The following is a 26,836-nucleotide window of genomic DNA, read 5'->3' as shown; positions in this document are numbered from 1 at the left end:
GCGGAGGGGTTCCACGCGTACCCATCCCGAACACGACCGTTAAGCCCTCCAGCGCCGATGGTACTTGGACCGAAGGGTCCTGGGAGAGTAGGACGTCGCCAAGCGGACAACCACAAAGCCTGTGGTTATTTTTTTGCCGCATTGCTTACATATGTAGTAAAAAGGGCCTTTAGCTCAGCTGGTTAGAGCGCACCCCTGATAAGGGTGAGGTCGGTGGTTCGAGTCCACTAAGGCCCACCATTTTCCCTGATAGCTCAGTTGGTAGAGCACTCGACTGTTAATCGAGTTGTCACAGGTTCGAGTCCTGTTCGGGGAGCCATTTGGAGAGGTGTCCGAGTTTGGCCGAAGGAGCACGATTGGAAATCGTGTAGGCGCCACAAGCGTCTCGAGGGTTCGAATCCCTCTCTCTCCGTTCGCAGTTTTCTTTCTTAGTGGACGAGCGATGTGATGCTTTATTGATTGGTTTTGTAGCATGGCCCGTTGGTCAAGGGGTTAAGACACCTCCCTTTCACGGAGGTAACAGGGGTTCGAATCCCCTACGGGTCATATTTATGGAGGCTTAGCTCAGCTGGGAGAGCATCTGCCTTACAAGCAGAGGGTCGGGGGTTCGATCCCCTCAGCCTCCACCATGTAACCTCCTTCGGGAGAGAATCAGATATGCTTTTAATGACGCGGGGTGGAGCAGCCCGGTAGCTCGTCGGGCTCATAACCCGAAGGCCGCAGGTTCAAATCCTGCCCCCGCAACCAATTTGGAACCGTGGTGTAGTTGGCCTAACATGCCTGCCTGTCACGCAGGAGATCGCGGGTTCGAATCCCGTCGGTTCCGCCATTCTTTACATCTTTAATTACCATTCATGAACGTTGGGGATTAGCCAAGCGGTAAGGCAACGGACTTTGACTCCGTCACGCATAGGTTCAAATCCTATATCCCCAGCCATTTATGAGCCATTAGCTCAGTTGGTAGAGCACCTGACTTTTAATCAGGGTGTCGAAGGTTCGAGTCCTTCATGGCTCACCATTTATTTAAAGTGTGCGCGTGTGGCGGAATGGCAGACGCACCAGACTTAGGATCTGGCGTTTCACGACGTGGGGGTTCAAGTCCCTTCACGCGCACCATGGTTTGCGGACGTGGCTCAGCGGTAGAGCATCGCCTTGCCAAGGCGAGGGTCGCGGGTTCGATTCCCGTCGTCCGCTCCAAATATTTTGCGCCCTTAGCTCAGCTGGATAGAGCGTTTGACTACGAATCAAAAGGCCGGGAGTTCGAATCTCTCAGGGCGCGCCATTTTTATTAACACAACTGATTGTCGGGATGTAGCTCAGCTTGGTAGAGCACCTGGTTTGGGACCAGGGGGTCGCATGTTCAAATCGTGTCATCCCGATTTTATATCTATGCGGGTGTAGTTCAATGGTAGAACTTCAGCCTTCCAAGCTGATAGCGTGGGTTCGATTCCCATCACCCGCTTATAATAAGAGGCACTTGCCCATTCCGGGCGGGTGTCTCTTTTTGTTTAGTCCCCGCGATATTCTTACCAGAAAGAGTATGTCGCTTGGATCGAGGGAGTGAAGTGCCCAGAGACACGGGCAGCCCGGATTAAACAATCAGTGGGCAAGCTGGCCGAAGGACTCAGGTTGAAATAATGGTTTGGCAAAACATAGCTTCATCCGAACACGGAGGCTTTTGCTCTCCGTGTTTTTTATTATGCAATGGAACGGATATACGTGGGCAGCGTAAAGACTGTTGATGCTGCTATAGATTCAATTTGCAGATTGATGGCTGTGTAACATAGCAACAAAGGAGCAATGCATACATAATGACAGACAAAGTAATTCGTATTTTCAAAATTATCAATGCCGTCCAGTGCAACCCGGGAATCACTGCCTCCGATCTGGCCCTTAAATGTGATGTGAACATCCGGACAATCTACCGTGATCTGGAGTTGCTGAGTCTCATCGCACCTATAACCAACGAAGGAAGGGGAACAGGCTATAAATTTATGGGCAAGTTCTTCTTGTACCCGCTGGACTTCTCCGAAGAGGAGGCGCTGGCGTTTTCCCTACTGCCTTCTATCCTGAATCAGGATAATATCCCGCAGGGTTTTCATACTGGTTACGCTAAGGTGATGGGAACGCATTTGAAGGAGAAGTCCAGACAGAACGGTATCCTTGAAAATATTGCTGATATTATTCAGATGGGGACGCCAGCTTACCGCAAGGAGAGCAAAAGTTTTCTACAGCCTATTATTGAGGCGATTCTGGAGCAGCGAAGCATTCGTGCTGTATATCATTCGCAGAGCCGTAATACCATAACAGAGCGGGAAATTGACCCTTATTATTTGATTCCGCGCGATCAGCGCTTTTATCTTATCGGCCATTGTCATCTGAAGAAGGACATTCGTACCTTCCGAATTAGCCGATTTCAGCAGGTGGAGATTACGGCAGAGTATTTTGACAAAGGCGGCTTCAACATTAAGCAATATTTGAAAAATACGTGGTCGATTGACCGGGGGAACAAAAATACGAACTTCAAAGTTCGTTTTTCTCCGGAGGTGGCCCGTTATATCAAAGAGGAGGAGCTATTCGTACATCCGCGGATGAGGGATGAGCAGGATGGCAGTTTACTCTTTGAGGTTACTCTCAACAACGAGAAGGAATTTATGAAATGGATTCTCCAATATGGACCCAATGTCGAGATTCTGGAGCCGTCGTCTGCAAGAGAGCAGTTGAAGCTGCAACTGGAGCAATGGAGGAGCCTGTATAGGTAGTGACCAATATCCAAATTTTAGGTATACTTCATCCATAGAGAGAATGCTTAATTACATCTATTCTTGCTCATGAGGGGGCGTACCGGTGTTCAACAAAGGTCAACGAGAAGAAGCCATTGGGAATCTGAAGAGGGTACAAGCCACCTATGAAGTGCAGAAGCAAGACTTTATCAAGGATACGAAGCGGCTGCTGGACAAACGAAGGAAACTCCAGACGATGATCAATGAAGCATGGGATTTCATCAATACTATGAGCAACAAACCAGCGGTACTGAATACAGAGTTAAAAGTAATCAAGATCGAGGCTAAAAAGTTCTGTGGTCTGCTGAAAACACTGGAACTGGAGATGAAGATTAGCAAAGCAAGTCAGATCTCTGGCGGGCTGCCAGCCATGGATATTGTGGTCGGCAGGGGGGGCGCTTCTATTGGGTCAACAGCGGAGCTGGCCATTGCCACTACGTTCGGTACAATTTCTTCTGGAACTACGCTTAGCAGTGTAGGCTCAACCCATGCAGAGCTACCTTGGCCTAGGAGTGGGACACAGGATACCGGGAGAGAAGGGAATACCACTACAGGTCCCCCATTATTGGGACTAGCTAGGCCTACAGGTTGCGGTGCTATTCTGAATGCTGGACTTCTCAGGTATAGAAACAATAAAAAAGTCGCTGAGCAAGCTACTACGGAGGCTGCTAGAATATGCAGGCATGTCAGCATAGTAGAAGCGACGCGCAAAGCCATTCAGGAGATCATTGAGCTTAGCACTCGCACCACCGATGCCCTGCTGGGTATGTTGTTAAAATGCCGCAAGTTTCCGGCCGATTACATACTTCTCACCACTGAACAAAAACAACTGGTGGAAGCTTTGGTGAACAATACGAAGGCGGGAGCAGAACTACTGAACAGAGTGGTTGAAGACAAGGACTTTAGCGAGTTGTTTTTTTGATTATGAGTTGGATTCAGGTCAGTGAATCTTTAGTTATTACATATGGTGTAGTCCAAAATGGCCTCTTCCTGTCCGGGACAGCAAAGAGGCCACTTGTTAACGTCTAATTTATGTTCTTGAGGCCAATCCATCTGGAAAAGGGCTCAAATGAACTGTCCAACTTCGCCGCTGTTTACAAATTTAATACTCTCAATGACGACGTCCATTTCACCCGAAGGGACTTCCAGCCGTTGTGTGCTACCCACTTCTGCCAGCAATAGCTGCATACCAACAGGCGAAAGTATGGAGACCTTGCTGTCACTGGGCTCTGCCAGATTGGGGAATACGATGGTGTAGATATCGGTTTCACCATCATCAAGATACCGCAGAGTCAGCTCGCTGCCAATCAGAACCATAGAGTTCAGCCGTTCTTCGCTAAAATCGGCGAGTAACTGCTCCAATGTGGCACAATAGCGGGACAAAAGCGCTTCGGCCGTGATTCTTTGCTTGCTTCGTTCAGGGAAATACTGATTCAGAAAGCCAAGCTTTTCCTCGTCAAAATACAAAAGCTGCCCAACGAGTTGCGCCCGTGAGCCCTGATAGAGAAGACTATGGTTCATAGTAGATTTCGCCCCCTCTAAGCATCACGTTTCTTGTAGATAAAATATAAATCCTCGCCATACTGAATCCCTCCTGCATTAGTCTATACGAATAGAGACCCCGCATCATTCGGGGCCTTCACCACAGTATAACAGCTGCCAACTGTAAATCCAATCCATCCCGTTGACTCTTTGCAGGGGGAATGCTAAGCTTAGCTCAAGTAAAGGCATTCTGCGTGTAGCTGCGGAGTGCCTTACTCTATGTTTGTGAATAGTTTACATTAAATGTTACCTTAGGAGTGATGCGTCATGTGCATTCTGGGGGCTCAGGTAGAAGCTGAGAAAATGGAAAAGAATATCATTATAAAGGAGAGATTAGGATGATTCAAGTCAAGGAGTTCGTGGATACGGACAATTCTTATGCGGAGAACAAAGCGAATGAATTTTTAGCGGGGCTGCAAGAAGAACAGGTAGTGAATGTATGTTACGGATCTGTAGTCAAGTCTTCACGCGACGGTGCAGAACACCAGAGATCAACGATCCTAATCGTATACAAGACGAATGAGAAACAATAGCTGGAGCCTCTTTTTTACTTGCCTTTCTGCAATATCAACCATTGCAATTTTGCTAGTAGTTATTTATTTTGGATTCATCCACTAGTAACACATGAAAGGACCTCAAACCCCACTGCAGAGTGGCGGTTGAGGTCCTTTTTTCTTATATAAATAAGGGCTAAGGGGGGATTGGAGAATCACAATTAGAGTGATAGGGGAACTCCATTGTTCTTTGTTCTCTTCTATATAAAGCTGCTTCTATAACAAGAGGATCATCTTACACGCTATCAGGCACCGTTAAGCCTAATCCTGCAGCAATTCGCTGTCCGAATTCAGGGTCCGCTTTATAGAAATGACCGATCTGCCGCAGCTTGATATCTTCCCGGTCCACCGGGGTCATGGCACCGACAATGTTCTCAACGAGACGGATACGTTCCTCTTCGCTGAGCAGACGGTACAAATCACCGGGCTGGGTGTAATGATCATTATGGTCGTAAGCAACGCTGTCTGCCTGACCGGAGACCTCGAATGGGGCTGGTTTGGCTGCTGGTGATTCAGTAGGGCCACCATAGCTGTTAGGCTCGTAATAGACGGAACCTCCAGCATTGGTGCCGTGGTTCATCGCTCCATCGCGCTGATAATTTCGCACTTCTGCCTTGGGCTGGTTGATCGGCAGACTGTTGTGGTTGGCGCCTACCCGGTAACGATGAGCATCGGCATAAGCGAACAGGCGGCCCTGCAGCATTTTATCAGGGGAAGCTTCAATGCCGGGCACGAACGAGCCGGGGGAGAAGGTCGCCTGCTCTACCTCTGCAAAATAGTTCTCCGGATTGCGGTCCAGCACCATGCGGCCCACTTCAATCAGGGGATAGTCCTTCTGTGACCAGACCTTGGTCACGTCGAACGGATCGAAGCGGTAGGTATCAGCATCCTTCTCCGGCATAATTTGCACATACAGTCTCCAAGCAGGGAAGTCACCGGCCGCAATGGCATTGAATAGATCTTCGGTATGGTAATCCGGGTTCTCAGCAGCGAGTTGAGCAGCCAGCTTAACATCCAGGTTCTTCACGCCTTGCTCTGTTTTGAAATGATATTTCACCCAGACAACGGCACCTTCTGCATTCACCCATTTGAAGGTATGGCTTCCGAAGCCGTGCATATGTCTGAGTGTAGCGGGAAGGCCACGGTCGGACATCAAAATGGTGACTTGGTGCAGTGACTCCGGTGACAGTGACCAGAAATCCCAGACGGCGTTCGGGTTCTTCAAATGAGTCTGCGGGTGACGCTTCTGTGTATGAATAAAGTCCGGGAATTTAATGGCATCGCGAATGAAAAAGACAGGTGTATTGTTGCCGACAAGGTCGTAGTTTCCTTCTTCAGTATAGAACTTCACGGCAAAACCGCGCGGATCGCGGACCGTATCGGACGAGCCAGATTCACCAGCGACGGTGGAAAAACGGATGAACATCGGTGTACGCTTACCTACCCCGGACAGGAAGTTAGCTTTCGTATATTGCGATAAATCTTGTGTGACTTCGAAATATCCATGGGCTCCGGCTCCTTTGGCATGCACGACACGCTCGGGAATCCGTTCCCGGTTAAAATGCGCGAGCTTCTCTAGCAGGTGGACATCCTGCAATAGGCTAGGGCCTCGGGAGCCGGCGGTCATGGAATTCTGGTTGTCGCCTACAGGCGCACCCCAGCTAGTCGTAAGGTTATTAGGGTTGGAGCTCATAAATAGATCACCTCATGGGATTTGATTTTAGATTTAGTATAAGTTCTATATTAACAAGATTCAGGGAAAATGCAATCCTTTTTTATAATAATTTTAAATAAGTAATATTTATAAATAGAGTGAGGGGGAAGGTACACAGTTTATATAGAATATGTATTTAGGATGTACTTCCATTAGAAGATAAAGGATAATAAAGCCGTAACTAGTAGATTACCGGGGGTTCTTCTCCGGCAAAGGGAGATTAACATGCTGAGTAGGTTGATCAGGCTACCTTTCGAGTTGACTGCCGAGGAAAAGAAGCAGCTGCAGAATCAAATGTTTGAGGAAAATATTGCGCGAGGATTGTTATTCACTAGAATCATCATCGGTCTGGAAGCCGCGCTCACGGTTGCCGATGTAACGGCCTCTCTCTCCAACGCACATGAGAGCTTTCACTTCAGCTTTTATTTTGTTATGTATATGGTGATGATTGTTATGAATATCTGTTTTTTGCTTGCTGCTAGAAAATATGATCCTGACAAGACGTATTCATCTGAGAAATTCCGGAGATTTCAAGGGGCCTTTCTTATTTACTCTATTATATTCGTGGTGTGGGGAAGTATGGTCACTTTGGCGGATCAGCGGCTTTATGGCCAGTTGATGGCTTTTGTCGTGAATCTGATGAGTATCTCGGTTATTTTCTACTTTAATAATAAGACCATTCTGCTGTTATATGGGGTATCGACATTGGGGCTGGCTGCGGGCTTGCCGTTCTTTCAAGCTTCAGGTGAGGTGCTGGTCGGCCATTATGTGAATCTGGGCATTTTCGTATTCTTCACATGGATTGCTTCCCGGATTCTGTATGTGACCTACTGCCGCAATTTCTATAGTAAGGTCTTGCTAGGGCAAAGCAACGAGAGGCTGGAGCAGGAGATACAAGAGAACCTGAGGGTACACCGGGAACTGGAGCGGGCGAACGAAGAGCTGTTGAAGCTGTCACTCGTTGATGATCTAACAGGGATTCCCAACCGCCGTGCCTTTGATCAGCAGGTACAAACGATGCTTAGCAGTCAGGATACTCCGGATACAGAGGTTTCTCTGATCATGCTGGATATTGATTATTTCAAGCAGTTCAATGACAATTACGGTCATGCCGAAGGCGATGAGGTGATCAAAAGCATTGCCGGGGTCATCCACGCGGCGTCCAGAGGGCCTGAGGATATCGCTGCACGGTTAGGCGGAGAAGAGTTCGTATTTGCCGCTTTTCATACCGGAAAGGAAGAGATTGCGGAAATTGCGGAAACAATCCGTGATCAAATCAGCGGAATGAAGATCCGCCACGAGTTTTCCAGCACGGGCGAATTTGTGACAGGTAGTCTGGGAACGGCCACGGGCAGAATCCGTAATAATGGTCAGTTTGCGGAGCTGATGAAGCTTGCAGATGAGGCACTGTACGCGGCCAAAGCAGGGGGGCGGAATAGCGTAGTCCGTATGAATATGCCAAAAACCCGCCCACTGTCTGTGGACGGGAAAAAGCCGGAAGACTGGGAAGTGTAACGGTGTTAGGTGTAGCTTGGTGCCTATATAAGATGAATAAAAGAAAGTAACAAATAGCGAGAAGGAACGAAGGGAAGGTTTGGAACTGTAGGAGCGATAGCGCTCGCCTAAAGCTTTCCGCAGGAAAGCTCGCATCGGAAGCACAGACTTGTATCCAGATTTTAACCGCTAACAGCGGCTTAAAAAGAAGAAATCTGGATACAACAGCGATCGGAAGTCCAAACATTCACCGTAGTGACGACCTAGCCTTAAGTGAAAATCTTAAGTTCGTCTTATATAGCAGCTTATTTGATATACATTTTGTTGTAGTATTCTTCCAGCATACGTTTGGTCGCGAAGGCAGTAATCGTAGTCTCTATGCTTTTCTTCATCATCTGCACCCATTTGCTACGATTCTCACAGAAGGTCGGAACAACTTTGTTCAGAAGGGTATCATACAACGCATCGCTGTCATGCTGATTTTGAAATTCCAGGTCACCGGTCTCGAAGGTATCGCCGATCTTCCAGCCATTTTCGCCGTCAATGCAGGCCTCAGGCCACCAGCCATCTAAGATGGAGCAATTCAGTACCCCATTCATAGCAGCTTTCATTCCTGAGGTTCCGCTGGCCTCCAGCGGCCTTCGCGGATTGTTGAGCCAGATGTCGGAGCCGCGGGTTAATTTTGCGCCAATAGTCATGTCGTAGTTTTCGAGGAAAACCACGCTTTTCGGATACTTCTTCATCATCCCCACCAGGTTGCTAATAATTTGCTTACCGACATCATCCAGCGGATGGGCTTTACCAGAGAAAACGATCTGAATGCGTCCGCTCTCCAGGTACGGCTCAATTAGCTTGGGCTTGGAGAAGATGAGATCACTGCGCTTGTAGGGAGCAGCACGGCGTGAGAACCCGATCAGCAGATCATCAGGATTCAGGGTGATCCCGGAGCGTTCAGCAATAAAATCGATTAGCTCGCCCTTGAGCTCCTGGTGAACAGCCCACAAATCGCCATCAGTTTTATAAGCTTTGATGATACGTTCATCCACCCAGGTCGGGGTATGAATGGCATTGGTAATGGAGATAATCTCCGATCTGCCTGCGACGGTCTTCCACATTTTATTGGCCGTCGCAGCATGGAGCTCCGCTACTCCGTTTGAAATCCGCGCAAGCCGCAACCCGGCTACCGTCATGTTAAAAGGCTCGCCGCCGATCCGTTCCATCTGATTACGGGTCAAGCCATTGAAGCCGCACATATATTCAAGCCGGTCCAGCGGATGAGCTTCGTTGCCTTCTTTGATCGGGGTGTGAGTAGTGAATACCACCTCTTCCCGGGTGGCTCTCCAGGCTTCCTCAAAGGTGTGTCCTCCGGACATTTTTTCGCGAATTAGCTCGGTAGCAGCCAAGGCTGCATGGCCTTCATTGAAATGATAGACATCGACCGCTATGCCAAGGGCACGCAATGCCTTTACCCCGCCAATCCCAAGCACCATCTCTTGAGCGATTCGTTCCTCGTCAAACCAGCCATAGAGCTGTCCTGTAATCCAAGCATCCTTGTTTTCCGGGACATCTGTGTCCAGCAGATATAACGAATTGTTGCCAAAATGATCGGTTTTCCACACTTTGCATACCACATCAATCTTCCGTATATTGACCGTCACCTTAACGCCAGTATCTTCAAGAAAATCATAGACATAATTGTGATAAGCGTCGTAGGGTTTACCGTCTCCACCTATCTTTTGATCCGTATAGCCTTGCTTCCACTTCAGACCGATAGGAATGAGGGGAGCATCTATATCTTTAGCGCCTTTAATATAGTCACCGGCCAGAATACCGAGTCCGCCTGCGTACAGCTTGAAATCGGAATGAAGGCCGTACTCCATAGAGAAATAGGCGACGACCGGCAATTTCTTCTCGTTCACTGCTAAACCTCCCAATTAGGAATGGAATAAACAACTTGTTGTGAAGTCGCTCCGCAGTGAATTTATCAGCGGAGGGCTCTTTATTATGTTCCCCTTTTAGCGATAGAGTAATCATGATCCTGTCTTTTTAACAGAAGCGGACCAAAGAAAAGTTGTACCGGAATGTACAGAATTATTTGATTAACTGGGATGTAGGCCATAAGATAAAGGAATAAAGAATAAGGGCTCTATCTAAAATCAGAGGTTGACATTACGCTGGCGTTAAAGCGGAGGATCGGAAGAACCCTCCGCATCCATAGCGGTTTAATGAAGCGTCAACCGCTGATTTTGTTTTGAGCCAGAATAAGAACAATAATGGTGGTGTCTAGCTTGGGTATCGTGGTAATTGGAAGTTTGAATATGGATATGGTTGTTCGTACAGGACGCGCTCCGGGACCCGGAGAGACGTTATTTGGACAAAGCTTCAGTCTGTCTCCTGGTGGCAAAGGGGCCAATCAGGCCGCTGCCGCAGCTCGCCTCGGTGGAGAAGTGACCATGATTGGTCGAGTCGGACAGGATGGCTTCGGCAACGAAATGCGGGAGATTATGAGACAGGAGCAAGTGAATATAGAGCATATCTCCGTCAGTAAGGGGGAAGCGACAGGGGTCGCCTCTATCGTGCTGGAGGAAGATGGGGAGAACCGGATTATCGTCGTTCCCGGTGCGAATATTGAACTGACTGCAGCAGACATTGAAGCGCTGGAGGATGTCATCCGCCAAGCGGAGATCGTCGTCATGCAGCTTGAGATGGATATGGCCATGAGCGAGCGCGCCGCGGCCATCGCCCATACCCACGGGATTCCAGTGATCTTGAATCCCGCCCCGGCACGGCCGCTGAGCGATGAGCTGCTCAGCCACGTGACTTACTTGACGCCCAATGAGACAGAGGCGGGCGTCTTGTCCGGGGTTGCGGTGGACAGTGTGGACACCGCGGGTGAAGCCGCCCGCCTGTTGCTGGCGAAGGGCGTGCAGAACGTAATTGTGACCCTTGGTTCCAAAGGGGCACTCATTGTCAATGAAGCGGGAACAGAGCATGTTCCCGGATTCCCGGTGCAGGCGGTGGACACTGTGGCCGCCGGCGATTCTTTCAACGGGGCATTGGCGTTGCAAGTGACCCGTGGGAAGGCACTCACGGAAGCGGTAAGCTTCGCCAATGCGGTAGGCGCCTTGGCTGTAGGCAAGCCAGGGGCGATTCCTTCTCTGCCGAGGCTGACCGAGGTAGAGAAATTTCTGCAGGCTGCCTCCGGAGCCGAGGTGCAGGAATAGATTTGGATACACAAGGAGCTGAACAAATGAGTAACATACTGACAGTGAAAAATGTAGCCATCGGCGAAGGTGTACCCAAGATTTGTGTTCCGCTTGTCGGGGTGACGGTGGATGAGCTAAAGCAGGAGGCCGAGGCACTGAAGCTGCTGGCCCCGGATCTGGCGGAGTGGCGTGTGGACTTTTATGAAGGGGTAGAGGATACCGCAGCCGTTCAGGAAGCACTGACGGCCATCCGATCGGTTATCCCCGAGATGCCATTGATCTTCACCTTTCGTAGTGCACGGGAAGGCGGCGAGAAGCAGATTAGCCGCGAAGAGTATGTGAAGCTTAATTCGGCAGTTGCAGCAAGCGGACTGGCTGACATCATTGATGTCGAGTTATTCAACGAGGAAGATGATGTGAAGGCGCTTGTAGAAGCTGCGCATGCCAGCGGAGTGTTCGTGATCCTCTCAAATCATGATTTTCACGCTACACCGCCAAAAGCGGAAATCATCTCCCGCCTTCGCAAAGCCCAGGCACTGGGAGGCGATCTGCCTAAGATTGCGGTGATGCCGCAATCGCCAGCCGATGTGCTGACCTTGCTGGAAGCTACCCACGAGATGAAGACGGAGTACGCAGACCGGCCTATCATTACCATGTCTATGGCTGGTTCTGGCGTGATCAGCCGTCTGGCCGGTGAAGTGTTCGGTTCAGCCGTGACCTTCGGTGCGGCCCGCAAGTCATCGGCGCCGGGGCAGATCGCGGTCGCGGAGCTGCGCAACGCGCTGAACCTGCTTCATCGGAGTTTGTAGGCGACAGGTAAATGTGCCTGCCCAGGTTCACAGGATGACGCTCCATATTAGGTTGCACCACAGTCTGTAGGCGGCGGGTGAATATGCTGCTGGCTGATGGGTACCAGAGTGCATGGAGCCGTGTGTATTCAGGAAGGACTATAGAAAGTCTGATGTGCCCAGACGGTAACAGATATGGACGCAGGCTAAGCAGCACCAAGAGCGGCACCGGGATATCCCGGTGCCGCTCTTGGTGTTCAACGAAGTCTGTGATTACGCTTGCTCTGTACCTGTGTAGATGTGTACGGCATCCCGCAGGAAAGAGGCCAGACCAGGCCGGTGCTTGTCATAGTAAGCGGTGAAACGTTCATCATCCACATACATTTGCGCGACTCCGGCATGGGCCTCCTTGGAATAAGTGTTCCAGTAGAAGTATAGCCACTGGCGGTGCAGATCGGCTGCTTTCTGAGCGGACGCACTGGCTGGATCACCTTGCTCCATAGCTTCTTCCAATACCTCGAACATGTCTTTTTCCAGCTGTTGAATGGCGGTGTACTGTTCCTCGGACATGCCCTTCAGTTTCTGGTTGGAGTGGTCAATGGCCTCATCACCATATTTCGCACGAGCTTCCTGCCCGTAGGTTTGCTCGTTGTCCTCAACTAGCTTTTGCTTGAAGCCTTCGAATTTTTCCTCATTATTCATGATTATTCTCCCTTCTGTTTGAGCGAGGGTCTTCTCGACGTTGGCAATTAACAGGTCAAGTTGTTCTCTTTTTTGCAGCAGCTTGTCGCGGTGTTCCTGCAATGCTCTGGCCCCGTCGAAGGACGGTGCTGTCACCAGCTCTTTAATCCGGTCAAGGCTTAGGCCCAGCTCCCGGTAAAAAAGAATCTGCTGCAGCCGGTCCACCTCGGCCTGACCATATATGCGGTATCCGGAAGAATTGATTCTAGCCGGCTTCAGAATTCCGAACTCATCATAATACCGCAATGTTCTTGTACTGATTCCGGCGAGTGTCCCTAGCTTCTGCACTGTGTATTCCGTAGTAATCCCTCCAAAACTTTGCTCTTTTGGCTGTCCAGCGGCCGCTTCGAACACCCTTTGTATTTCGTCAGCTTAAGCTTGAAATTAATGTACACCTTGACGTAACGGCAATGTCAAACGGTTTTTCACAGGGAAGTTTACGAATGAGGAAATGATTGATGCCATGAATCATTCATAGCCTGAATAATGAGGGGAAATGCAAAACAGCGGCTATCCCGCAGGATCACCGAATGGAATCACTGTAAGGAAACTGCCGCTGTTCTTATTGTTGGTTGCTTAATCAGAAGATCAGAAAAATAGAATACCAGAAGGAACTACTTCTTAACGCTTCCTACCTGCGCCTCGAAAAACGCCTTCAGCTCCGCCAGCTTGCGGGGGTCGGCAAGAGTAGCCTTGTCCGAGAAGTAATGCTCCTCCACGAGCTCCCAAGTCGGGACGACCTTTTGCGCGGTCATCGCCTTGATGGCGATTTTGACAGTCTTGCGCTCTCTTGCGTTGGAGAAGGTGTCCACGTAATGCTGTGCCCGTTCCAAGTCCAATTCGCTAAATATAGCACGGAAAATCTCTGACGTCATCCGGGCATCATCCAGCGCTCGGTGTGCAGAACCGGAAGCTTCCAGACCGAGCAGCGTCATCGCGCCCTCGACACTAATATCGTTGTTTAAGCCCCGGGCGCGTAGCACGCCCTTCAGCAGGTCGTAGTAGGTGGCAGCCATCCAGTAGGCATCGTCCATTTTGTGCATGCGGATGTCCTGAATAATCCGTTTCATATCCTCGCCGCCCCAAGTGAGCAGCAACACTCCGTCGGTGCTTAGGTCAAGCCACTCAGTGAATGCAGTAATGACTTTGGGAAAGCGAGCTGCAACATCAATATCCTCTTGAGGAATGCCTGTTTTTTTCTTAATGAAAGAGTTAAGGGTTGAGAAATATATAGGTTTAATCAGGGATGAGAATTCATCCTTATACTGCAATGAAGAGTCTAGCCGGACAGCTCCAATCTCAATGACCTCCATAGGATGCTCGCTCGCAAACTTGCGGCCGTTGAATTCGATGTCCAGAATAATATAATCCACAGGTACTTGCCTCCGTTTCCTTGACTGACGCTGTAAACAACGCGCCGACCCTTCTATTCTAACAAAAAAAGAGGGGTAACGGGAAATCTGCTGAACCATACAGGTATTTTTATTGATGCGCTTCTGCGGATTGACTTGCGTATGCCTCACCCCTATGATGATTAATAATATAGAGTAGTTAAAGACAGAAGGAGAGAGACATCATGGGCCAGGAGATTGAACGTAAATTTCTGCTACAGGAATACCCGGAGCAACGGATTGAGCAAGGAGAACTGAAGATTGTGACCCGGCATAGCATCGACCAGACGTATCTGGCGATTGACGGAGGTCAGGAGCTGAGAGTGCGCAAGATTACGGATTTGGACACGGGAGAGGTGTTTTACACCCATACGTTCAAGGATGGTAAAGGCATTCAGCGTGAAGAGATTGAATACCGCATCTCGGAAGGCTTGTACACCCAGATGGTTGAAGCTGTCCGGGCAATTCCACTGGTCAAGGAGCGTATTACCGCCCTCTGGAACGGGGTTACGGTAGAGATAGATGTGTACACCCAACTGGAGCTTTCGGTACTGGAGGTTGAATTCGATTCGCTGGAGGAAGCAGAAAGCTTTCAGGCGCCAGATTGGTTCGGCAAGGATGTCAGTACCGATCGGCAGTACAGCAACAAGACTGTTTGGAAGGAACTTCAGAACAAAGCATTCCGCTAAAGGTGATGCACAAGCCTATTTTCAACAATTAGAATACAAAAATAACGGACTTTAGCGCGTAAACGTGTTACTATATAGGGTAAATAAATAGGGGTTCAGGAGGATGAACATGAAGTATATAAGCACAAGAGGCCATGTGGAGCCTAAGGGCTTTATTGATACAGTCTTGATGGGACTTGGGGACGACGGCGGACTGATGGTTCCCGAGCGGATTCCGGCTGTTTCGGCGGCTACGCTGGAAGAATGGAGAAGCCTCAGCTATCAGGAGCTGTTCCTGAAGATCTTTTCCCTTTACACGAACGAAGAGATCCCATATGAGGATTTAAAAGAACTGGTAGCAACCAGCTACTCCACTTTCCGTTCGCCGGAGGTAACTCCGCTGCATCAGGTGAATGATTCCCTGTATGTGCTGGAGCTGTTCCACGGTCCTACCTTTGCGTTCAAGGACGTGGCGCTGCAATTCATGGGGGAGCTGTACTCCTATATTTCGCGCAAGCGTGGTGAGATTATCCATATCCTCGGAGCCACTTCGGGCGATACTGGTGCGGCAGCGATCCAAGGCGTACGTGGCAAGGAAGGCATCAAGATTTGCATCCTGCACCCGCACGGCAAAGTAAGTAAAGTCCAGGAGCTGCAAATGACGACAGTGGATGACAGCAATGTGCTGAATTTGTCCGTACATGGCAACTTCGACGATTGCCAGAAAGTCATCAAGGATCTGTTCGCTGATCTGGACTTCAAGGGCCGCTATCACCTGCGGGCGATCAACTCCATTAACTTTGTGCGCATTCTGGCCCAAACCGTATATTACTTCTATGCTTATCTGCAAGTGGAAGGCAGTGCTGAGAAGAAGATTAACATCAGCGTGCCATCCGGTAACTTCGGGAATATTTTCTCCGGGTACCTGGCGAAGCAAATGGGCTTGCCAATCAACAAGTTAATTATCGCAACGAATGAGAACAACATTCTGGAGCGATTCGTGAATACAGGGGAGTACAAACCGGGGAACTTCAAGAGCACCTACAGCCCTTCCATGGATATTCAGGTGGCGAGCAATTTCGAGCGCTATCTGTATTATCTGTTAGGCGAGGATGCAGAGAAACTGTCCGGTTATATGTCCAAGCTGCAAAGTGAAGGCAAAATCACGGTAGACGGTGAGCTTTTGGCACAGGTGCAATCCGATTTTGATGCGCTTGGCGCGAAGAATCAGCAGTGTCTTGATACGATTGGCAAGTACAAGCAGGAGTATGACTATCTGCTCGATCCGCACACGGCTTGTGGTATTGCAGCATATGAGGCGTTTAACGGGGCTGGGGAGACTACCATTACTTTTGCGACGGCCCATCCGGCGAAGTTCGATGAAGCGATTCAATTGATCGACATTAAGCAGGAGTTCCCGGCACCTATCGCTGCGCTTTTCGAAATGTCACAGCATCAAACGGTGGTTGAGCATGACAAGGAAGTTATTATCCGTGAGCTCCAGGCCTTTTACGAATAAGATGAATTAGAGTAAAAATCAGAATGGGCTTCGTATCAGTGGATGCGGAGTCCATTCTTTCGTGCGGCGGCACGTACTGTGTGAATTGCAGGTCAAATAAGCGTAAAATTTGTCGGAAAAATGCCCGGAAAAGTAGACAGACCTATCATGGAGTGAGAAAATAGCATATAGAGTCAGTAGAATAAAAAAGGACGGGATCACATCATGACAATTCGATTTGGGGTCATAGGGACCAACTGGATTACAGACCGCTTTGTTCAAGCCGGCTTGGAGAATGAGGAATTTCTTCTGACAGCGGTGTATTCTCGTACACAGGAGAAAGGCCAGGCATTCGCTGCCAAATATGCGGGAGCCACGATTTACACTGATCTAGAGGAGATGGTCTCCAGCAAAGAAGTAGATGCGGTGTACATTGCCAGTCCTAACTCCATGCATGCGGAGCAGGCTGTCATCTGTCTCAATCACGGCAAGCACGTCCTGTGCGAGAAGCCTGCTGCTTCCAACAGTGCAGAGCTTCGGGCAATTATCGAAGCGGCGCGCAGTAACAACGTGCTATTCATGGAAGCGATGAAATCGACCTTTATGCCGAATTTTAGAATTGTTAAGGATAATTTGTATAAACTCGGGCGTATTCGCCGTTATTTTGCAAGCTATTGTCAATACTCGTCGAGATATGACGCTTTCCGTCAAGGGACGGTGCTGAACGCATTCAATCCTATCTATTCCAATGGATCTCTTATGGATCTGGGTATTTATTGTCTGTATCCGATGGTAGCGTTGTTCGGTAAACCGGAGTCAGTGCAGGCGGTGGGAGTACTGCTGTCTTCAGGTGTGGATGGGGAAGGAAGTATTGTTATGCGTTATGACGATATGGATGCTGTCGTCATGCATTCGAAGATTGCCGATTCCTATCTCCCTGCTGAGATTCAAGGTGAGAACGGCACGATGGTTATTGATAAAATTAATCAGCCTTATCAGGTGAAGGTCCATTACCGCGACGGAACGGTAGAAGAATTGACCCAGCCGCAGGTGTTTGAATCCATGTATTATGAAGTTGAGGAATTCATCCAACTGCTCAAGAATGGTGAGCGGGAGAGCAGTATCAACAGTCATGCCAATTCGCTGGCTGTGTCTGAAATTATGGAGGAAGCCAGAGCACAGATCGGACTCCGGTATACCTCAGATCTATGAAAGAAACGGAGGGCCAGGCTTGAAGACATTTAAGAAGGTATATATTGAAATTACAAGTGTCTGCAACCTCGCCTGCAGCTTTTGCCCGCAAACGGCCCGGCAGAAGAATTTCATGAAACCGGACACGTTCACCAAGATTCTCGACGAGATCAAACCGCATACCAACCATATTTATTTGCATGTCAAAGGTGAGCCGCTGCTACACCCCCGTGTCGCAGAACTGCTGGACATCGCGGATACCAAAGGATTCAAGGTCAATATTACGACTAACGGAACGCTGATTCATAAAGCCGGGCCGAAGATTCTGGGCAAACCTGCACTGCGGCAGATGAATTTCTCGCTGCATAGTTTCGACGGGCATGAAGGCTCGGAGAACCGCGAGGGCTATGTGTCGGAAATTATCGCATTTGCCAAGCAGGCAGCAGAGCAGGGAGTACTCATCTCCTTCCGGTTGTGGAATCTGGCCGAGGATAATATGACTAATCTCGCCCGTGAGCGTAACCGGGAGACACTGGTGCTGCTTGAGGAAGCTTTCGATCTCGATTTCAAAATCGAAGAGAAGGTTATGCCCGGCAGCGGCGTCAAAATCGCGCCGCGCATCTACCTGAACCAGGATCACGAGTTCAGGTGGCCCGCCCTCCACGAGCCGGAGGATGACGGCAAGGGCTTCTGCCATGCGCTGCGGTCTCAGGCCGCTGTGCTGGTGGATGGTACCGTCGTTCCTTGCTGTCTCGACGGTGAAGGGGTGATCAATCTCGGCAATCTGCACGAGACTCCATTCTCTCAGATTGTTGAAGGCGAGCGCGCCAACAATCTGTTCTACGGCTTCTCCCGCAGGGAAGCCGTGGAGGAACTATGCCGAAAGTGCGGGTATCGCCAGCGCTTCGGCACCTAAATGCCCGGGATGCGGGCATCGAAACAGCAACAGCAAGCTACCATGTGTGACATGGGCGTTTGCTGTTTGTTGTTTTTCGGGAGTGTTTGGCCAAGTTAAGTATAGATAACGGGAATAGTTCTACGCCTGTTGATTAGCTAAATTATGAGTTTAAATCCATAAACTAGATAAATAAATGATCCACTCCGACGGCGATGTTTGTGCACTTAATAATCGTGCGAAATCCGCAAATGTTAATTTTGCGATCCAATGCACGACAATGCACGACTTCTTGGCCTTGATCAAACAGGAATTTAAGCAAAACATAAACAAGTAAGGCCACATACAACTGGCCATATACCGCGTTCGGCGTGGTTCCGAACAACTTCGGGATGTTAAGATGCTGTTTAATCCAGCGGAAAAACACTTCGATTTGCCAGCGTTTTTTATAGATTTCAGCGATGCTTTAAGCCGAATGCCAATTCAGGTTGGTAGCTAAAAGGACGGGTTTCCCTTTCGGATCGGTCAGAACCACCACTCAAAACTGATTCCGGGTCAGGGACTTCAGCCTGCCTAACTGGCAGGCTAAATCCTGTGTAATCGTTCCGTCAAAAGAAGTTTTCCGCTCCCTTGGAACCGGGTCATGAAAGTGAGTATTCTCACGGATTCGAATCACAAAAGATTGCCCCTTTTTTTCCTCCTGGTAACGGTCGAATACCTCGTGCTTGCTATAGGCCCGATCGGCGACAAAAATAAATCTGGGGTCTACCAAGTCGGTAGCGCTATGGATATCATGTTCTGTCCCAAGCGTCTCGGTCACTTGGTGCAAGGCACCTTCGTCTCCGGTGAGGGCAACATGGAGCTTAACTCCTGCTTTTCCGCCTTTTAAGGGCGCCCAAGTGAGTCGTCCTAGGCCCACGGTGATCTGCGTGGAATCGACGATCAGTAATTCCGTTGGGATACCAAGGCAGCGTTTCGTTTCCCGGTTGCATTGCTGAGTCAAGAGATGTAACAATTGTTTGAAACATTCAAAAGGAACGTCTTTGGCTTTTTGGAGAGGGTCGAATGATCGACTTTCTGGAGTCCAACGCCATGCATACGCTGCTCCCCGTCTCGATAGCCATCCCATCCTTGGAATGCAGCCTCCGCCAAGAAAAGAAACAGGGAATAGACGGTGAACTTTCGAGCGACATCGATGTAATTGAACTCATTCAGAATCGGTAACACCTTTTCTTCGGGGATAACCAATTTTATATTATATCAAATTAACGCGGTGTCGTGTTGAGTAATGGCTTTTTCAACAGTCTGAAAAACTCTTGTTAAATCTTTGATTTAGTTTGTTTTGAAGCGGATTCCTGTGATTAGCGGGAGCGATTCCAGTTAGTGAGTAGTCCTCTTTACTCTTAATCAGCTTGGACTTCATGACGTTCGTCCCATCTTTTTCTGCACGGATTGTGTGATAGAATAATTCCATCATGTTGGAATGGGGAGGCAATTATGCTGAAATCGCTGGAAGCTATTGAATCGTACCGTCAAGGCCTGTCGGATGCACTGGAGAATAACGTCTGGTTGAGGTATATTGCCGAGGCGGAAGAACAGCTTGTGAATCTCGAGAGGGTGGATTCGCTGCGGGAGCTGCGGAACCATAATCCAGTGCTGCTATATGTCGAGCGGAGTCTGATATTGCTGGATAGGATGTCTGCCTCATACTGGATTAAGGAACTGGTCGAAGAGGTTCTTGTCTGGTCGGAGACGGCCAAGGGAGGGACGATGCGGCAACGTAAGCAGTGGTAGGAGGAGGGTATTAATTACTTTGTCCATAACGTCGGTTCTGCGCAGTTGTATCAGCGTGAGCTAGAGAGTCGGTCATGGGTTGCTAAAGTGTCTTGGGGACCGCAGAGTGAGGCGGCCACTCTTCACGCCATACATCGGACAATGGTGCATATGGTAGATGGGATCATCAGCCCGACAGAAGTGTTCTGATCCACCGGTTGATCGAGACACATGGGCTGATCGGCCAGCAGATTCGCGGCGAGGACTTCGATGATGAATAGCGCAGGCTGGGAGAGGAAGGCTTCACACCCAAAAGCTTAGAGAAGCTGCGGCACAATACCTTCTAGTATGTGGAATCTGCGCTGCAGACGTTTTCGTTGGAGCAGTTCGCGAAGATTATGCTGCTCGCAGCCGAGGGTGCAGAGGGCAGCGGAGAGGCCAGCCTGCTGAAGCATATCAGCTTGAGCCGGTAATGAACAGCATCGATTACGACCATAAAGGTGTTAAGAAGATCAATGTCTACAAGAAGCGTATCATTGAAAAATACCTCTCCTCCCTGAGATGGACGGAGCTAACGGAGAATGCTGCGGACTTCGGAAATCCGCATTTAAGCCACCGGCTGCACCAAAAATCGCATTTTATGCATACTATGTTCTTTGAGTTCAGCTTCTCTCCGGCAGCGGAAAAGCTGATCGAGTTCTGTATCGAAGCCGAGAAGTCCCGCTTTACGAGCGGGCGGTTCTCATGTTATTCGATTTGTTCGAGCTGCGTCGGGATGCCTTCGACCGTTTTCATAATGAGGATGTCTATCTAAGCCAAATGAACGGGACGGGCGATTACAAGGCCGTGATTCTGAAGTATGTAACCGGCAGGAAGGTGCTGGATATCGGACCTGGCGGCGGGTACATTTTCTGGAGGCAGACGAAATGCTGTGGCTGGAGCGGTATGCTAAGAATTTTCAGGGACGCGTAATAGAGTTCGAACGTCTGGCTGATCGCGCGGTGCTTATGTCTGTGAATGATGTCATGGAATTTTGTACACCTATACCTGGGGCGCCGAGGCCTACGTTCATGAGATTCAGGAGAAAGTTGGCTATTTCACACCATCAGCCTATGTAGCGTTTATTGAATGGACCTTGGGAGACGCGGCCAACATTGAGGTGTTCCGTCATTACTTGCAGGAGGGATACACGGAGGCGCTGCAAGAACGGGTAGTTGTTATGAACAGGGTGAGAGCCGGACAGCACCTGCTTTATAGTGATCCGTAAGGCAGGCTGAAGACGGGCCAGAGTCAAATGACAAGGGGCATTACCACAGCCATATCCGGCGCTGGTAATGCCCTTTTTCGATAAATGATTGTACGATTGCGACAAGACGAATTAGTAGTGGCTAGCAACCGCTCTGCCTCGCCGGATTTCGTATAGGCTTCCATCCTGGAAGCTAGGAGACCCGGACGTTGAGATCTTTGGTACGGAGGGTGCAGAAGCGTTGTGTGCCTTGTACAAGGACAGTACCACACCGTATTCCCGCAGCGTGCGGATATGGTGGGACAGCGTGAACTTCAGAACGAGAACGGCGATATCCCCGCAACTGCGTTCTCCGGTTCTATGAATAACATTCACCAGATACAAGCGGATCGGGTCACTCATGGCATACAGTACAGAAGACAAATGAATATCTTGCCGGTCTGGATGATTAAGTACATCAACTCAGGAAGTCTCCTTCAAGGATGCTACTACTTGTATTTTATCATACCACCTTCTTACAAGATGTTCATCTGCCGGGGTTCAAGCGTGACTTGGGCTGCTGAGGTTTCTTAAGTTTGCTACTATATATAATCAAGGCCAGGAAAATTAAGAAGACGCCAACCAGCTTCCCTTGCGAGAAGGCTTAATTAAATATCCTAAATTACCGATCAAATTATAACGAGGTAGGCGAAGGAGCACCCAGCGGATCGTAAAGTTCAATCTGGCGTTTAGTGATTTCACCGAATTGTAGATCGTGCCCGGGGCGTTCATAACACTCGATCACATCGAGTTCATCGAGCAGTCTGTGCATCGTATAGCGCTGGAATAGTTGTTCTCCAGCATCACTTTCTTAATATAGGATAAATAGATGAGTGCGATGAACTCTACAAACAGTTTACCATCCAGACTTCGTTCGGAGGAAACCTCCATGCGACGGAAATTCAGGCGTTCTTCCAAGTTGCCAAAGTCTTTTTCAATCACATCCTTGTTGCGATACACGGCGAGTGCTCGGATTGGGTCTTTGATCTCATTGCTAAGCATTGCGAAGTACCCGTAGTTCTTGGTAGCTCCTGCTTAGGCTTGATGGAGATGCCCCGTTTAGGTGTAGACGTGACTTCAAAGTACTTGGCATATACTTTTTCATGTGCAGGCTCGCGTTTTCCGCCCTCCAGTTCTGTTTTCAGTTTTGTGAGCAGTCGGTTCAATTGATTGGCGTCTTCGGATTCTTTCTCTTTGTTGAAATACAGGTGCAAATAAGAGCGGCGCTCCCCTTCAATCACATCGCCTTTATAAGGCGCGGCTGTGAATACTTCCAAGTGATCGTAGCCGAGTGCGCATATAAGTTGTAATCGGGATGAAAGTTCTCCCATTTTTGTAGCTGCGGCTTGGCCGTCTCCAACTCGGCTTGCACGTATTTGAGCGTCACTTTCACGCCAATGAGAAATTTCAAATGCTGCTGATATATGGCATTGATGTTCGCTTCACCATAGAAGCCGCGATCCATGACCAGCTTGATTTTTTTGGTGAATAAATCCAGTTTGGCAAGCAGATTCTTAAGGGTCTGCACGTCCGAAATGTTTCCAGGCAACTTTCGGTAGTAAAAGGGCAGATTGGACTGCTCGCCAAAGAGAAGGGCCAGATTCATTTGCGGAAGCGGACCATGTTCCTTGTTCTTTCCGTATAGTCCGGATTGTGGCCACCCGTGCTGCAACAGGATACTCGTCATAAATTTTCAAATAGCTTTCCTGGGAATTAAACGTTGCTCCCAGAAACTCCTGAAATCGAACTTCTTTATCTTCGCTGACAAAGTTATGTGTCTGCTTATTTGAAATATGAACAAGAAGGGCTGCGGCATTTACCGGGAAGTATTTCAGGTGTCTTCTCAGTTAGCGCCTTGTCTGCAGAGAATGTACTTGCATCTTATAGTAACATTGGCTCAAATATTCAGTTTGCTGCTCCCGGAGGGGATTACGTAATAGATGAAGGATATCTGGATATTACCAAACTGATCTATACTTCTTATCCAACAGATCTTGATAATATGCTTGGAAGCATCGGCATTCCCCAAGGTTATATGTTCAGTGCGGGGACTAGCTTTGCTGCGCCGGCAGTTAGTGCAGCAATAGCAGACTACTATGCATATTATCAAAAGATAACCGGAGAACGCCCAACCCTGGAAATTATAGAGAATGATTTAGCATCCACCTGCCTAGATCTCGGTGATCCGGGGAAAGACAGATCATATGGTTATGGCTTGCCTAACGTATCTGATACTTATGAAGTGATTACGGATCATCCATCACCCATTTCACAGTGAATAAAAGATTAAATTTCTGATCAGCTTATTCTAGGACGTGTCTGAAAACTCATCACTGAGTCAATTTGAAAATGGCGGCCACGTATACGAACGACAAAAATGACTTGGCTAGCTTGTCGTAACGAGTAGCCACGCGGCGAAAGTGTTTGATTTTATTGAAAAAGCACTCCACTAAGTGGCGTTCCTTGTACAAATACCAATCCACTTTCCATGGATTTCGACGAATTGCTTTAGGTGGAATAACATAGGATGCCTGTTTATCCGTAATCCATCTCCGAATAACTTCTGAGCCATAGGCTTTATCACCAAGAATACTGCTTCTTGTAACATTAAGTTCCTGAAACAATTCGATCGCTAGAACGCAATCATAGACTTAACCACCCGTCAGAAGAAAGGCAAGGGGATTTCCTAACCCATCGACTACGGTATGAAGTTTGGTTGTCTTTCCACCACGACTGACGCCGATGTGCTGATTTACTTCGTGTCCTTCTGCGTTTTTTTAGCACCGGCGCTATGTTGATGTGCTCTAACCGATGTAGAATCAATGCTCAAGTTTTCAAAATCAGGTTCTACGTGAAGCGCTTGAAAGATGGCGACAAGTAATTCCGAATCTCTCCATTTACAGAAACGACTTTAAGCCGTTTTCCATGAGCCATAATATTCTTCTGGTAAATCACGCCAAGCGGTACCACTACGAGCGATCCAAAGCATGGCATTAAACATGGTGCGGTTACTTGATTTTGACGGACGTCCTGTTGTATATGGAGGAAACATATCCTTAATTTGTTCCCATTGTTCATCGCTTAATTCATACCGTCTTGAATCATAATTAATGCTCCAATCGTTTTTTTCAAATCATACCACAAAATTCTTTAGTTTTCAGACACGTCCTAATCGGAAAAGCGACGGATTCTTTCTGCAAGGAAAGAATCTTTTTGCTTTTTTATTTTTGGGATTAAATCCTTTTATTGACAAATTGTAATCGACTGATTACAATATTTATGTAACCTACTGATTACATAAAGAAAGGAGGATGTTACATTGGTGAAAAATCGTATTAAAGTTTTGAGAGCTGAACGTGACTGGACACAAGCTGATCTGGCAGAACATGTTGGAATTTCACGACAAGCAGTTATATCCATTGAGAAATATAAGTACACGCCTTCATTAGAATTAGCTTTCAAAATTGCGAAGGCATTTAATGTATCGATTAATGAGGTATTTGTAATCGGGGAGGATGAAGAAGAATGAACAATCAATTTTTATTGTTGGCAGTGCTGATAATATTGGGGATATGCACTTTTTCCCTTCTAAGCTTCAAAGCTGTAAAAGCAACCAAATACAAAAATGATGAGCGGTGGCAGTTGGTTCAGAATAAGGCGAATAAAATTGTATTGATATACAGCTATACGATTGGCATTGCACTTTGTGTTGGGATTGTCATCACCACATTCTTAGATAGTCAATTTACAATGTCGCTTAATAATGTACTAAAGTATTCGCTGGTTGCAATCCTATTGCGGTACACAATTGAACTGTTTGCCCTGAGGCACTTTGATAAAGTTTTATAGGGGAGACTTACTCTAAACCAGGTTAATGGTTTATCATCAATTTCAGACAGTTTCTATAACTTCAATATGGAATTATTTAGATAAACTGTAGTTTCTGTTTCTTATTGAAGAAACTAAATCCCCCAAAAAAAAGTTGTCCCTTAGGGTAGCTCGGGCTGTCGAGAACATCTCGACAGCCTTCTTATATTTCATGAATTTAAAACGAAATTGCGTTAATGTAGTCTTCTTCAGGGTGGGTCATAAGAGGGTTTTGAGTAGTGGCCACCATGACAATTTAAGGTCGAGGCTGTTAGTTCCTCGAACCGATCGAATAAAGGAAGGGGAGAAGAAGTACCTTAGTGCGGGCGAACAAAAGAAAGAGCCTTCGAAAAACATTACTGCAAGTAGATAAAGCAGAAGCAACATGTCTGTTTAACTTCCAAAATTGATCTCATGCGCAAATAGCGGCTATACGGTCCGCTGGCTTCCATGTGTTTGTTGGTTCCGGCGGTTGACGAAGTCATACTGGCTGGCGCTGATTATAGTAAGGTGATCGATTATGAAATTATATAATAAACAGTGATTACGGCAAAGGCGGGTGATGGCGCGGAGTCTTTAAAATAGTATGAAATATAGCGCTCGCGCACTTCTAGTGCAGCTTGCGGAATTGGTCCGGCGTCGTGCCAGACTGCTTACGGAAGGTAGCTACAAAATGGCTGACATCGCGGAAGCCGACCCGCTGCGAGATGGTTTTGACAGTCAGCTGGCGCTCACTAAGGAGCATCTCCTTGCTCTTGCGCATGCGCAGCCGGACAAAATAGGCATAAGGCGACAGTCCAAAGGTCTGGAGGAACAGGCTGTTAAGGTAACGACCGGACACTCCAAGCTGGGTGGACAGCTCGAGTAGTCCGATATCCGGGTTGCCATAGTGGATGTCCATCCACTTTAGCAGAGGCTGTAACTTGTCGAGATTGCGCGAAATGGTGGTGTTGTTATGAAGCTGTCCGTATTTGCTCAGAGTCAGGAGAAAACGGTAGGCGTCACTGGAAGCCTCGAGGCCAAACATGTCACCACCCGCGTCATGACGGTCCAACATCTCTTCCAGCATGTACGAGAGTGGCGCTTCACTCTCCCAGCGGTAAAAGGCGTTATCCTCCATTCCGAGTGTCTCCAGAATTTGCCGGATAGAATTACCGCTGAATGTCAAATAATAGGTGTGCCAGCTATCGGTAACCCCTTCGTAGCTATGGGGAATATGAGGGAGTAACAGGACGCCGCTGCCTTCTGTCAGGGCGATCGTCTTATTGTCAAAATGAATAACCCCTTCGCCCTGCGAAGTCTGAATCCAGTGATACGTATGGTAGCCATCGGGGCGCACGATTTTCTCCTGATCCGGGTAGTGGCCCATGCTGTCTAGCGAGACCGGCAAATGCTGTCCCCCCTCGGGGGCGAATACAATTCTGCGGTGCGCGGCTGCTGTCATAG

General features: G+C 48.4%; 22 protein-coding genes, 14 tRNA genes, 1 rRNA gene and 5 pseudogenes. 32 read left to right on the top strand and 10 right to left on the bottom strand.

Annotation, left to right across the window (positions count from 1 at the left end; all coding sequences use genetic code 11):
- From rrf to ACFVRY_RS24590, 18 genes and pseudogenes are all read left to right on the top strand, one after another.
- A 5S ribosomal RNA gene (gene rrf, locus ACFVRY_RS24675) occupies positions 1-104 on the top strand; the annotation flags it as partial.
- A 59-nt stretch (positions 105-163) separates the two neighbouring features.
- A tRNA-Ile gene (locus tag ACFVRY_RS24670) sits at positions 164-240 on the top strand.
- A 3-nt stretch (positions 241-243) separates the two neighbouring features.
- A tRNA-Asn gene (locus ACFVRY_RS24665) sits at positions 244-319 on the top strand.
- Positions 320-322: 3 nt separating this feature from the next.
- A tRNA-Ser gene (locus ACFVRY_RS24660) sits at positions 323-412 on the top strand.
- Positions 413-474: 62 nt separating this feature from the next.
- Positions 475-546: transfer RNA gene (locus ACFVRY_RS24655), tRNA-Glu, on the top strand.
- Between the two features lie 7 nt (positions 547-553).
- Positions 554-629 (top strand) — tRNA-Val (locus tag ACFVRY_RS24650).
- Positions 630-670: 41 nt separating this feature from the next.
- A tRNA-Met gene (locus tag ACFVRY_RS24645) sits at positions 671-747 on the top strand.
- A 4-nt stretch (positions 748-751) separates the two neighbouring features.
- Positions 752-829, top strand: a tRNA-Asp gene (locus ACFVRY_RS24640).
- Between the two features lie 33 nt (positions 830-862).
- A tRNA-Gln gene (locus tag ACFVRY_RS24635) sits at positions 863-937 on the top strand.
- Positions 938-942: 5 nt separating this feature from the next.
- Positions 943-1,018, top strand: a tRNA-Lys gene (locus tag ACFVRY_RS24630).
- 14 nt (positions 1,019-1,032) lie between these two features.
- A tRNA-Leu gene (locus tag ACFVRY_RS24625) sits at positions 1,033-1,116 on the top strand.
- A 6-nt stretch (positions 1,117-1,122) separates the two neighbouring features.
- Positions 1,123-1,197 (top strand) — tRNA-Gly (locus ACFVRY_RS24620).
- An 8-nt stretch (positions 1,198-1,205) separates the two neighbouring features.
- Positions 1,206-1,282, top strand: a tRNA-Arg gene (locus ACFVRY_RS24615).
- A 23-nt stretch (positions 1,283-1,305) separates the two neighbouring features.
- Positions 1,306-1,379: transfer RNA gene (locus tag ACFVRY_RS24610), tRNA-Pro, on the top strand.
- 12 nt (positions 1,380-1,391) lie between these two features.
- Positions 1,392-1,462, top strand: a tRNA-Gly gene (locus ACFVRY_RS24605).
- Positions 1,463-1,533: 71 nt separating this feature from the next.
- Positions 1,534-1,638, top strand: a pseudogene (locus tag ACFVRY_RS24600) (YdeI/OmpD-associated family protein); the annotation flags it as partial.
- Between the two features lie 173 nt (positions 1,639-1,811).
- Positions 1,812-2,762 carry a helix-turn-helix transcriptional regulator gene (locus ACFVRY_RS24595; RefSeq protein WP_387502921.1) on the top strand — a complete coding sequence of 317 codons (951 nt, stop codon included), beginning with the start codon at positions 1,812-1,814 and terminating at the stop codon, positions 2,760-2,762.
- 85 nt (positions 2,763-2,847) lie between these two features.
- On the top strand, positions 2,848-3,705 hold the full coding sequence (locus ACFVRY_RS24590) for a DNA polymerase III subunit gamma/tau (RefSeq protein ID WP_387502920.1): 858 nt from the start codon (positions 2,848-2,850) through the stop codon (positions 3,703-3,705).
- Between the two features lie 143 nt (positions 3,706-3,848).
- Here ACFVRY_RS24590 and ACFVRY_RS24585 read toward each other — a convergent pair whose 3' ends face one another.
- Positions 3,849-4,304 (bottom strand): GreA/GreB family elongation factor, encoded by a 456-nt coding sequence (locus ACFVRY_RS24585; RefSeq protein ID WP_387502919.1) that lies wholly within the window; start codon positions 4,302-4,304, stop codon positions 3,849-3,851.
- 359 nt (positions 4,305-4,663) lie between these two features.
- Here ACFVRY_RS24585 and ACFVRY_RS24580 point away from each other — a divergent pair, with 359 nt between their 5' ends.
- Entirely contained in the window at positions 4,664-4,858 is a 195-nt protein-coding gene (locus ACFVRY_RS24580; protein WP_066377049.1) for a sporulation protein Cse60, read from the top strand.
- A 256-nt stretch (positions 4,859-5,114) separates the two neighbouring features.
- Here the strand turns inward: ACFVRY_RS24580 and katA are convergent, their stop codons facing one another.
- Complete coding sequence (gene katA / locus ACFVRY_RS24575) at positions 5,115-6,572, bottom strand: catalase KatA (RefSeq protein WP_387502918.1); 1,458 nt, start codon at positions 6,570-6,572, stop codon at positions 5,115-5,117.
- Between the two features lie 246 nt (positions 6,573-6,818).
- On the opposite strand from katA, the gene ACFVRY_RS24570 reads away from it, so the two are divergent.
- Positions 6,819-8,108: a GGDEF domain-containing protein gene (locus ACFVRY_RS24570; RefSeq protein WP_387502917.1), complete on the top strand. Its 1,290-nt coding sequence runs from the start codon at positions 6,819-6,821 to the stop codon at positions 8,106-8,108.
- Between the two features lie 284 nt (positions 8,109-8,392).
- On the opposite strand, the gene glgP is transcribed toward ACFVRY_RS24570, so the two are convergent.
- Positions 8,393-10,006, bottom strand: a complete 1,614-nt coding sequence (glgP, locus tag ACFVRY_RS24565) for an alpha-glucan family phosphorylase (RefSeq protein ID WP_387502916.1) — start codon at positions 10,004-10,006, stop codon at positions 8,393-8,395.
- A 378-nt stretch (positions 10,007-10,384) separates the two neighbouring features.
- Here glgP and rbsK point away from each other — a divergent pair, with 378 nt between their 5' ends.
- A complete protein-coding gene (gene rbsK / locus ACFVRY_RS24560) occupies positions 10,385-11,311 on the top strand; it encodes a ribokinase (RefSeq protein ID WP_387502931.1) in 927 nt (308 codons plus the stop codon).
- Positions 11,312-11,337: 26 nt separating this feature from the next.
- Positions 11,338-12,102: a type I 3-dehydroquinate dehydratase gene (aroD, locus tag ACFVRY_RS24555; protein WP_387502915.1), complete on the top strand. Its 765-nt coding sequence runs from the start codon at positions 11,338-11,340 to the stop codon at positions 12,100-12,102.
- A 252-nt stretch (positions 12,103-12,354) separates the two neighbouring features.
- On the opposite strand, the gene ACFVRY_RS24550 is transcribed toward aroD, so the two are convergent.
- Positions 12,355-13,176, bottom strand: coding sequence for a MerR family transcriptional regulator (locus ACFVRY_RS24550; protein WP_387502914.1), 822 nt, complete (start codon positions 13,174-13,176; stop codon positions 12,355-12,357).
- Positions 13,177-13,436: 260 nt separating this feature from the next.
- On the bottom strand, positions 13,437-14,195 hold the full coding sequence (locus tag ACFVRY_RS24545; RefSeq protein ID WP_387502913.1) for a 3'-5' exonuclease: 759 nt from the start codon (positions 14,193-14,195) through the stop codon (positions 13,437-13,439).
- A gap of 203 nt (positions 14,196-14,398) precedes the next feature.
- On the opposite strand from ACFVRY_RS24545, the gene ACFVRY_RS24540 reads away from it, so the two are divergent.
- The 4 genes from ACFVRY_RS24540 (at position 14,399) to ACFVRY_RS24525 (ending at position 18,486) form a co-directional block, all read left to right on the top strand.
- Positions 14,399-14,902 (top strand): CYTH domain-containing protein, encoded by a 504-nt coding sequence (locus ACFVRY_RS24540; protein ID WP_387502912.1) that lies wholly within the window; start codon positions 14,399-14,401, stop codon positions 14,900-14,902.
- A 109-nt stretch (positions 14,903-15,011) separates the two neighbouring features.
- Positions 15,012-16,400 (top strand): threonine synthase, encoded by a 1,389-nt coding sequence (thrC, locus tag ACFVRY_RS24535; protein WP_387502911.1) that lies wholly within the window; start codon positions 15,012-15,014, stop codon positions 16,398-16,400.
- Between the two features lie 204 nt (positions 16,401-16,604).
- The gene (locus ACFVRY_RS24530) at positions 16,605-17,591 is read left to right on the top strand and encodes a Gfo/Idh/MocA family protein (RefSeq protein ID WP_387502910.1); all 987 of its coding nucleotides are present in this window, start codon (positions 16,605-16,607) and stop codon (positions 17,589-17,591) included.
- A gap of 19 nt (positions 17,592-17,610) precedes the next feature.
- On the top strand, positions 17,611-18,486 hold the full coding sequence (locus ACFVRY_RS24525) for a radical SAM/SPASM domain-containing protein (RefSeq protein ID WP_387502909.1): 876 nt from the start codon (positions 17,611-17,613) through the stop codon (positions 18,484-18,486).
- A gap of 163 nt (positions 18,487-18,649) precedes the next feature.
- On the opposite strand, the pseudogene ACFVRY_RS24520 reads toward ACFVRY_RS24525, so the two are convergent.
- A pseudogene (locus tag ACFVRY_RS24520) lies at positions 18,650-19,384 on the bottom strand (IS4 family transposase).
- Between the two features lie 146 nt (positions 19,385-19,530).
- On the opposite strand from ACFVRY_RS24520, the gene ACFVRY_RS24515 reads away from it, so the two are divergent.
- From ACFVRY_RS24515 to ACFVRY_RS29410, 3 genes and pseudogenes are all read left to right on the top strand, one after another.
- Positions 19,531-19,689: a hypothetical protein gene (locus ACFVRY_RS24515; protein ID WP_387502908.1), complete on the top strand. Its 159-nt coding sequence runs from the start codon at positions 19,531-19,533 to the stop codon at positions 19,687-19,689.
- Positions 19,690-19,962: 273 nt separating this feature from the next.
- Complete coding sequence (locus ACFVRY_RS24510; RefSeq protein ID WP_387502907.1) at positions 19,963-20,259, top strand: hypothetical protein; 297 nt, start codon at positions 19,963-19,965, stop codon at positions 20,257-20,259.
- 326 nt (positions 20,260-20,585) lie between these two features.
- Positions 20,586-21,515, top strand: a pseudogene (locus ACFVRY_RS29410) (class I SAM-dependent methyltransferase); the annotation flags it as partial.
- A gap of 101 nt (positions 21,516-21,616) precedes the next feature.
- On the opposite strand, the gene ACFVRY_RS24490 reads toward ACFVRY_RS29410, so the two are convergent.
- Together ACFVRY_RS24490 and ACFVRY_RS29405 are read right to left on the bottom strand one after the other, a co-directional pair.
- Positions 21,617-21,907: an ArsR/SmtB family transcription factor gene (locus tag ACFVRY_RS24490; protein WP_387502903.1), complete on the bottom strand. Its 291-nt coding sequence runs from the start codon at positions 21,905-21,907 to the stop codon at positions 21,617-21,619.
- Positions 21,908-22,157: 250 nt separating this feature from the next.
- A pseudogene (locus ACFVRY_RS29405) lies at positions 22,158-23,165 on the bottom strand (IS1634 family transposase); the annotation flags it as partial.
- A 144-nt stretch (positions 23,166-23,309) separates the two neighbouring features.
- On the opposite strand from ACFVRY_RS29405, the gene ACFVRY_RS24475 reads away from it, so the two are divergent.
- Positions 23,310-23,801 carry a S8 family serine peptidase gene (locus ACFVRY_RS24475; protein WP_387502900.1) on the top strand — a complete coding sequence of 164 codons (492 nt, stop codon included), beginning with the start codon at positions 23,310-23,312 and terminating at the stop codon, positions 23,799-23,801.
- A gap of 52 nt (positions 23,802-23,853) precedes the next feature.
- On the opposite strand, the pseudogene ACFVRY_RS24470 reads toward ACFVRY_RS24475, so the two are convergent.
- A pseudogene (locus tag ACFVRY_RS24470) lies at positions 23,854-24,575 on the bottom strand (IS5 family transposase).
- A 267-nt stretch (positions 24,576-24,842) separates the two neighbouring features.
- Between ACFVRY_RS24470 and ACFVRY_RS24465 the strand changes: the two are divergent.
- Together ACFVRY_RS24465 and ACFVRY_RS24460 are read left to right on the top strand one after the other, a co-directional pair.
- Positions 24,843-25,052, top strand: a complete 210-nt coding sequence (locus tag ACFVRY_RS24465; protein WP_387502899.1) for a helix-turn-helix transcriptional regulator — start codon at positions 24,843-24,845, stop codon at positions 25,050-25,052.
- The gene (locus ACFVRY_RS24460; RefSeq protein ID WP_387502898.1) at positions 25,049-25,372 is read left to right on the top strand and encodes a DUF2178 domain-containing protein; all 324 of its coding nucleotides are present in this window, start codon (positions 25,049-25,051) and stop codon (positions 25,370-25,372) included. Before ACFVRY_RS24465 ends, ACFVRY_RS24460 begins: the two co-directional genes overlap by 4 nt.
- Positions 25,373-26,000: 628 nt before the next feature.
- Here the strand turns inward: ACFVRY_RS24460 and ACFVRY_RS24455 are convergent.
- Positions 26,001-26,834, bottom strand: a complete 834-nt coding sequence (locus tag ACFVRY_RS24455) for an AraC family transcriptional regulator (protein WP_387502897.1) — start codon at positions 26,832-26,834, stop codon at positions 26,001-26,003.
- Positions 26,835-26,836 lie beyond the last annotated feature (2 nt).

The organism is Paenibacillus sp. NPDC057934 (genome assembly GCF_042887565.1).
Taxonomy (GTDB): Bacteria; Bacillota; Bacilli; order Paenibacillales; family Paenibacillaceae; genus Paenibacillus_AQ.
Note: the sequence above shows the minus strand (reverse complement) of the source record. Positions and strands in the feature narration are given on the sequence as shown.

Bases quoted from the DNA above. Each gene is read 5' to 3' on its own strand.
- ACFVRY_RS24595 (WP_387502921.1), top strand. From the start codon at position 1,812: ATGACAGACAAAGTAATTCGTATTTTCAAAATTATCAATGCCGTCCAG.
- ACFVRY_RS24585 (WP_387502919.1), bottom strand. From the start codon at position 4,304: ATGAACCATAGTCTTCTCTATCAGGGCTCACGGGCGCAACTCGTTGGG.
- ACFVRY_RS24580 (WP_066377049.1), top strand. From the start codon at position 4,664: ATGATTCAAGTCAAGGAGTTCGTGGATACGGACAATTCTTATGCGGAG.
- katA (WP_387502918.1), bottom strand. From the start codon at position 6,572: ATGAGCTCCAACCCTAATAACCTTACGACTAGCTGGGGTGCGCCTGTA.
- ACFVRY_RS24570 (WP_387502917.1), top strand. From the start codon at position 6,819: ATGCTGAGTAGGTTGATCAGGCTACCTTTCGAGTTGACTGCCGAGGAA.
- aroD (WP_387502915.1), top strand. From the start codon at position 11,338: ATGAGTAACATACTGACAGTGAAAAATGTAGCCATCGGCGAAGGTGTA.
- ACFVRY_RS24540 (WP_387502912.1), top strand. From the start codon at position 14,399: ATGGGCCAGGAGATTGAACGTAAATTTCTGCTACAGGAATACCCGGAG.
- thrC (WP_387502911.1), top strand. From the start codon at position 15,012: ATGAAGTATATAAGCACAAGAGGCCATGTGGAGCCTAAGGGCTTTATT.
- ACFVRY_RS24530 (WP_387502910.1), top strand. From the start codon at position 16,605: ATGACAATTCGATTTGGGGTCATAGGGACCAACTGGATTACAGACCGC.
- ACFVRY_RS24515 (WP_387502908.1), top strand. From the start codon at position 19,531: ATGATCGACTTTCTGGAGTCCAACGCCATGCATACGCTGCTCCCCGTC.
- ACFVRY_RS24510 (WP_387502907.1), top strand. From the start codon at position 19,963: ATGCTGAAATCGCTGGAAGCTATTGAATCGTACCGTCAAGGCCTGTCG.
- ACFVRY_RS24460 (WP_387502898.1), top strand. From the start codon at position 25,049: ATGAACAATCAATTTTTATTGTTGGCAGTGCTGATAATATTGGGGATA.
- ACFVRY_RS24455 (WP_387502897.1), bottom strand. From the start codon at position 26,834: ATGACAGCAGCCGCGCACCGCAGAATTGTATTCGCCCCCGAGGGGGGA.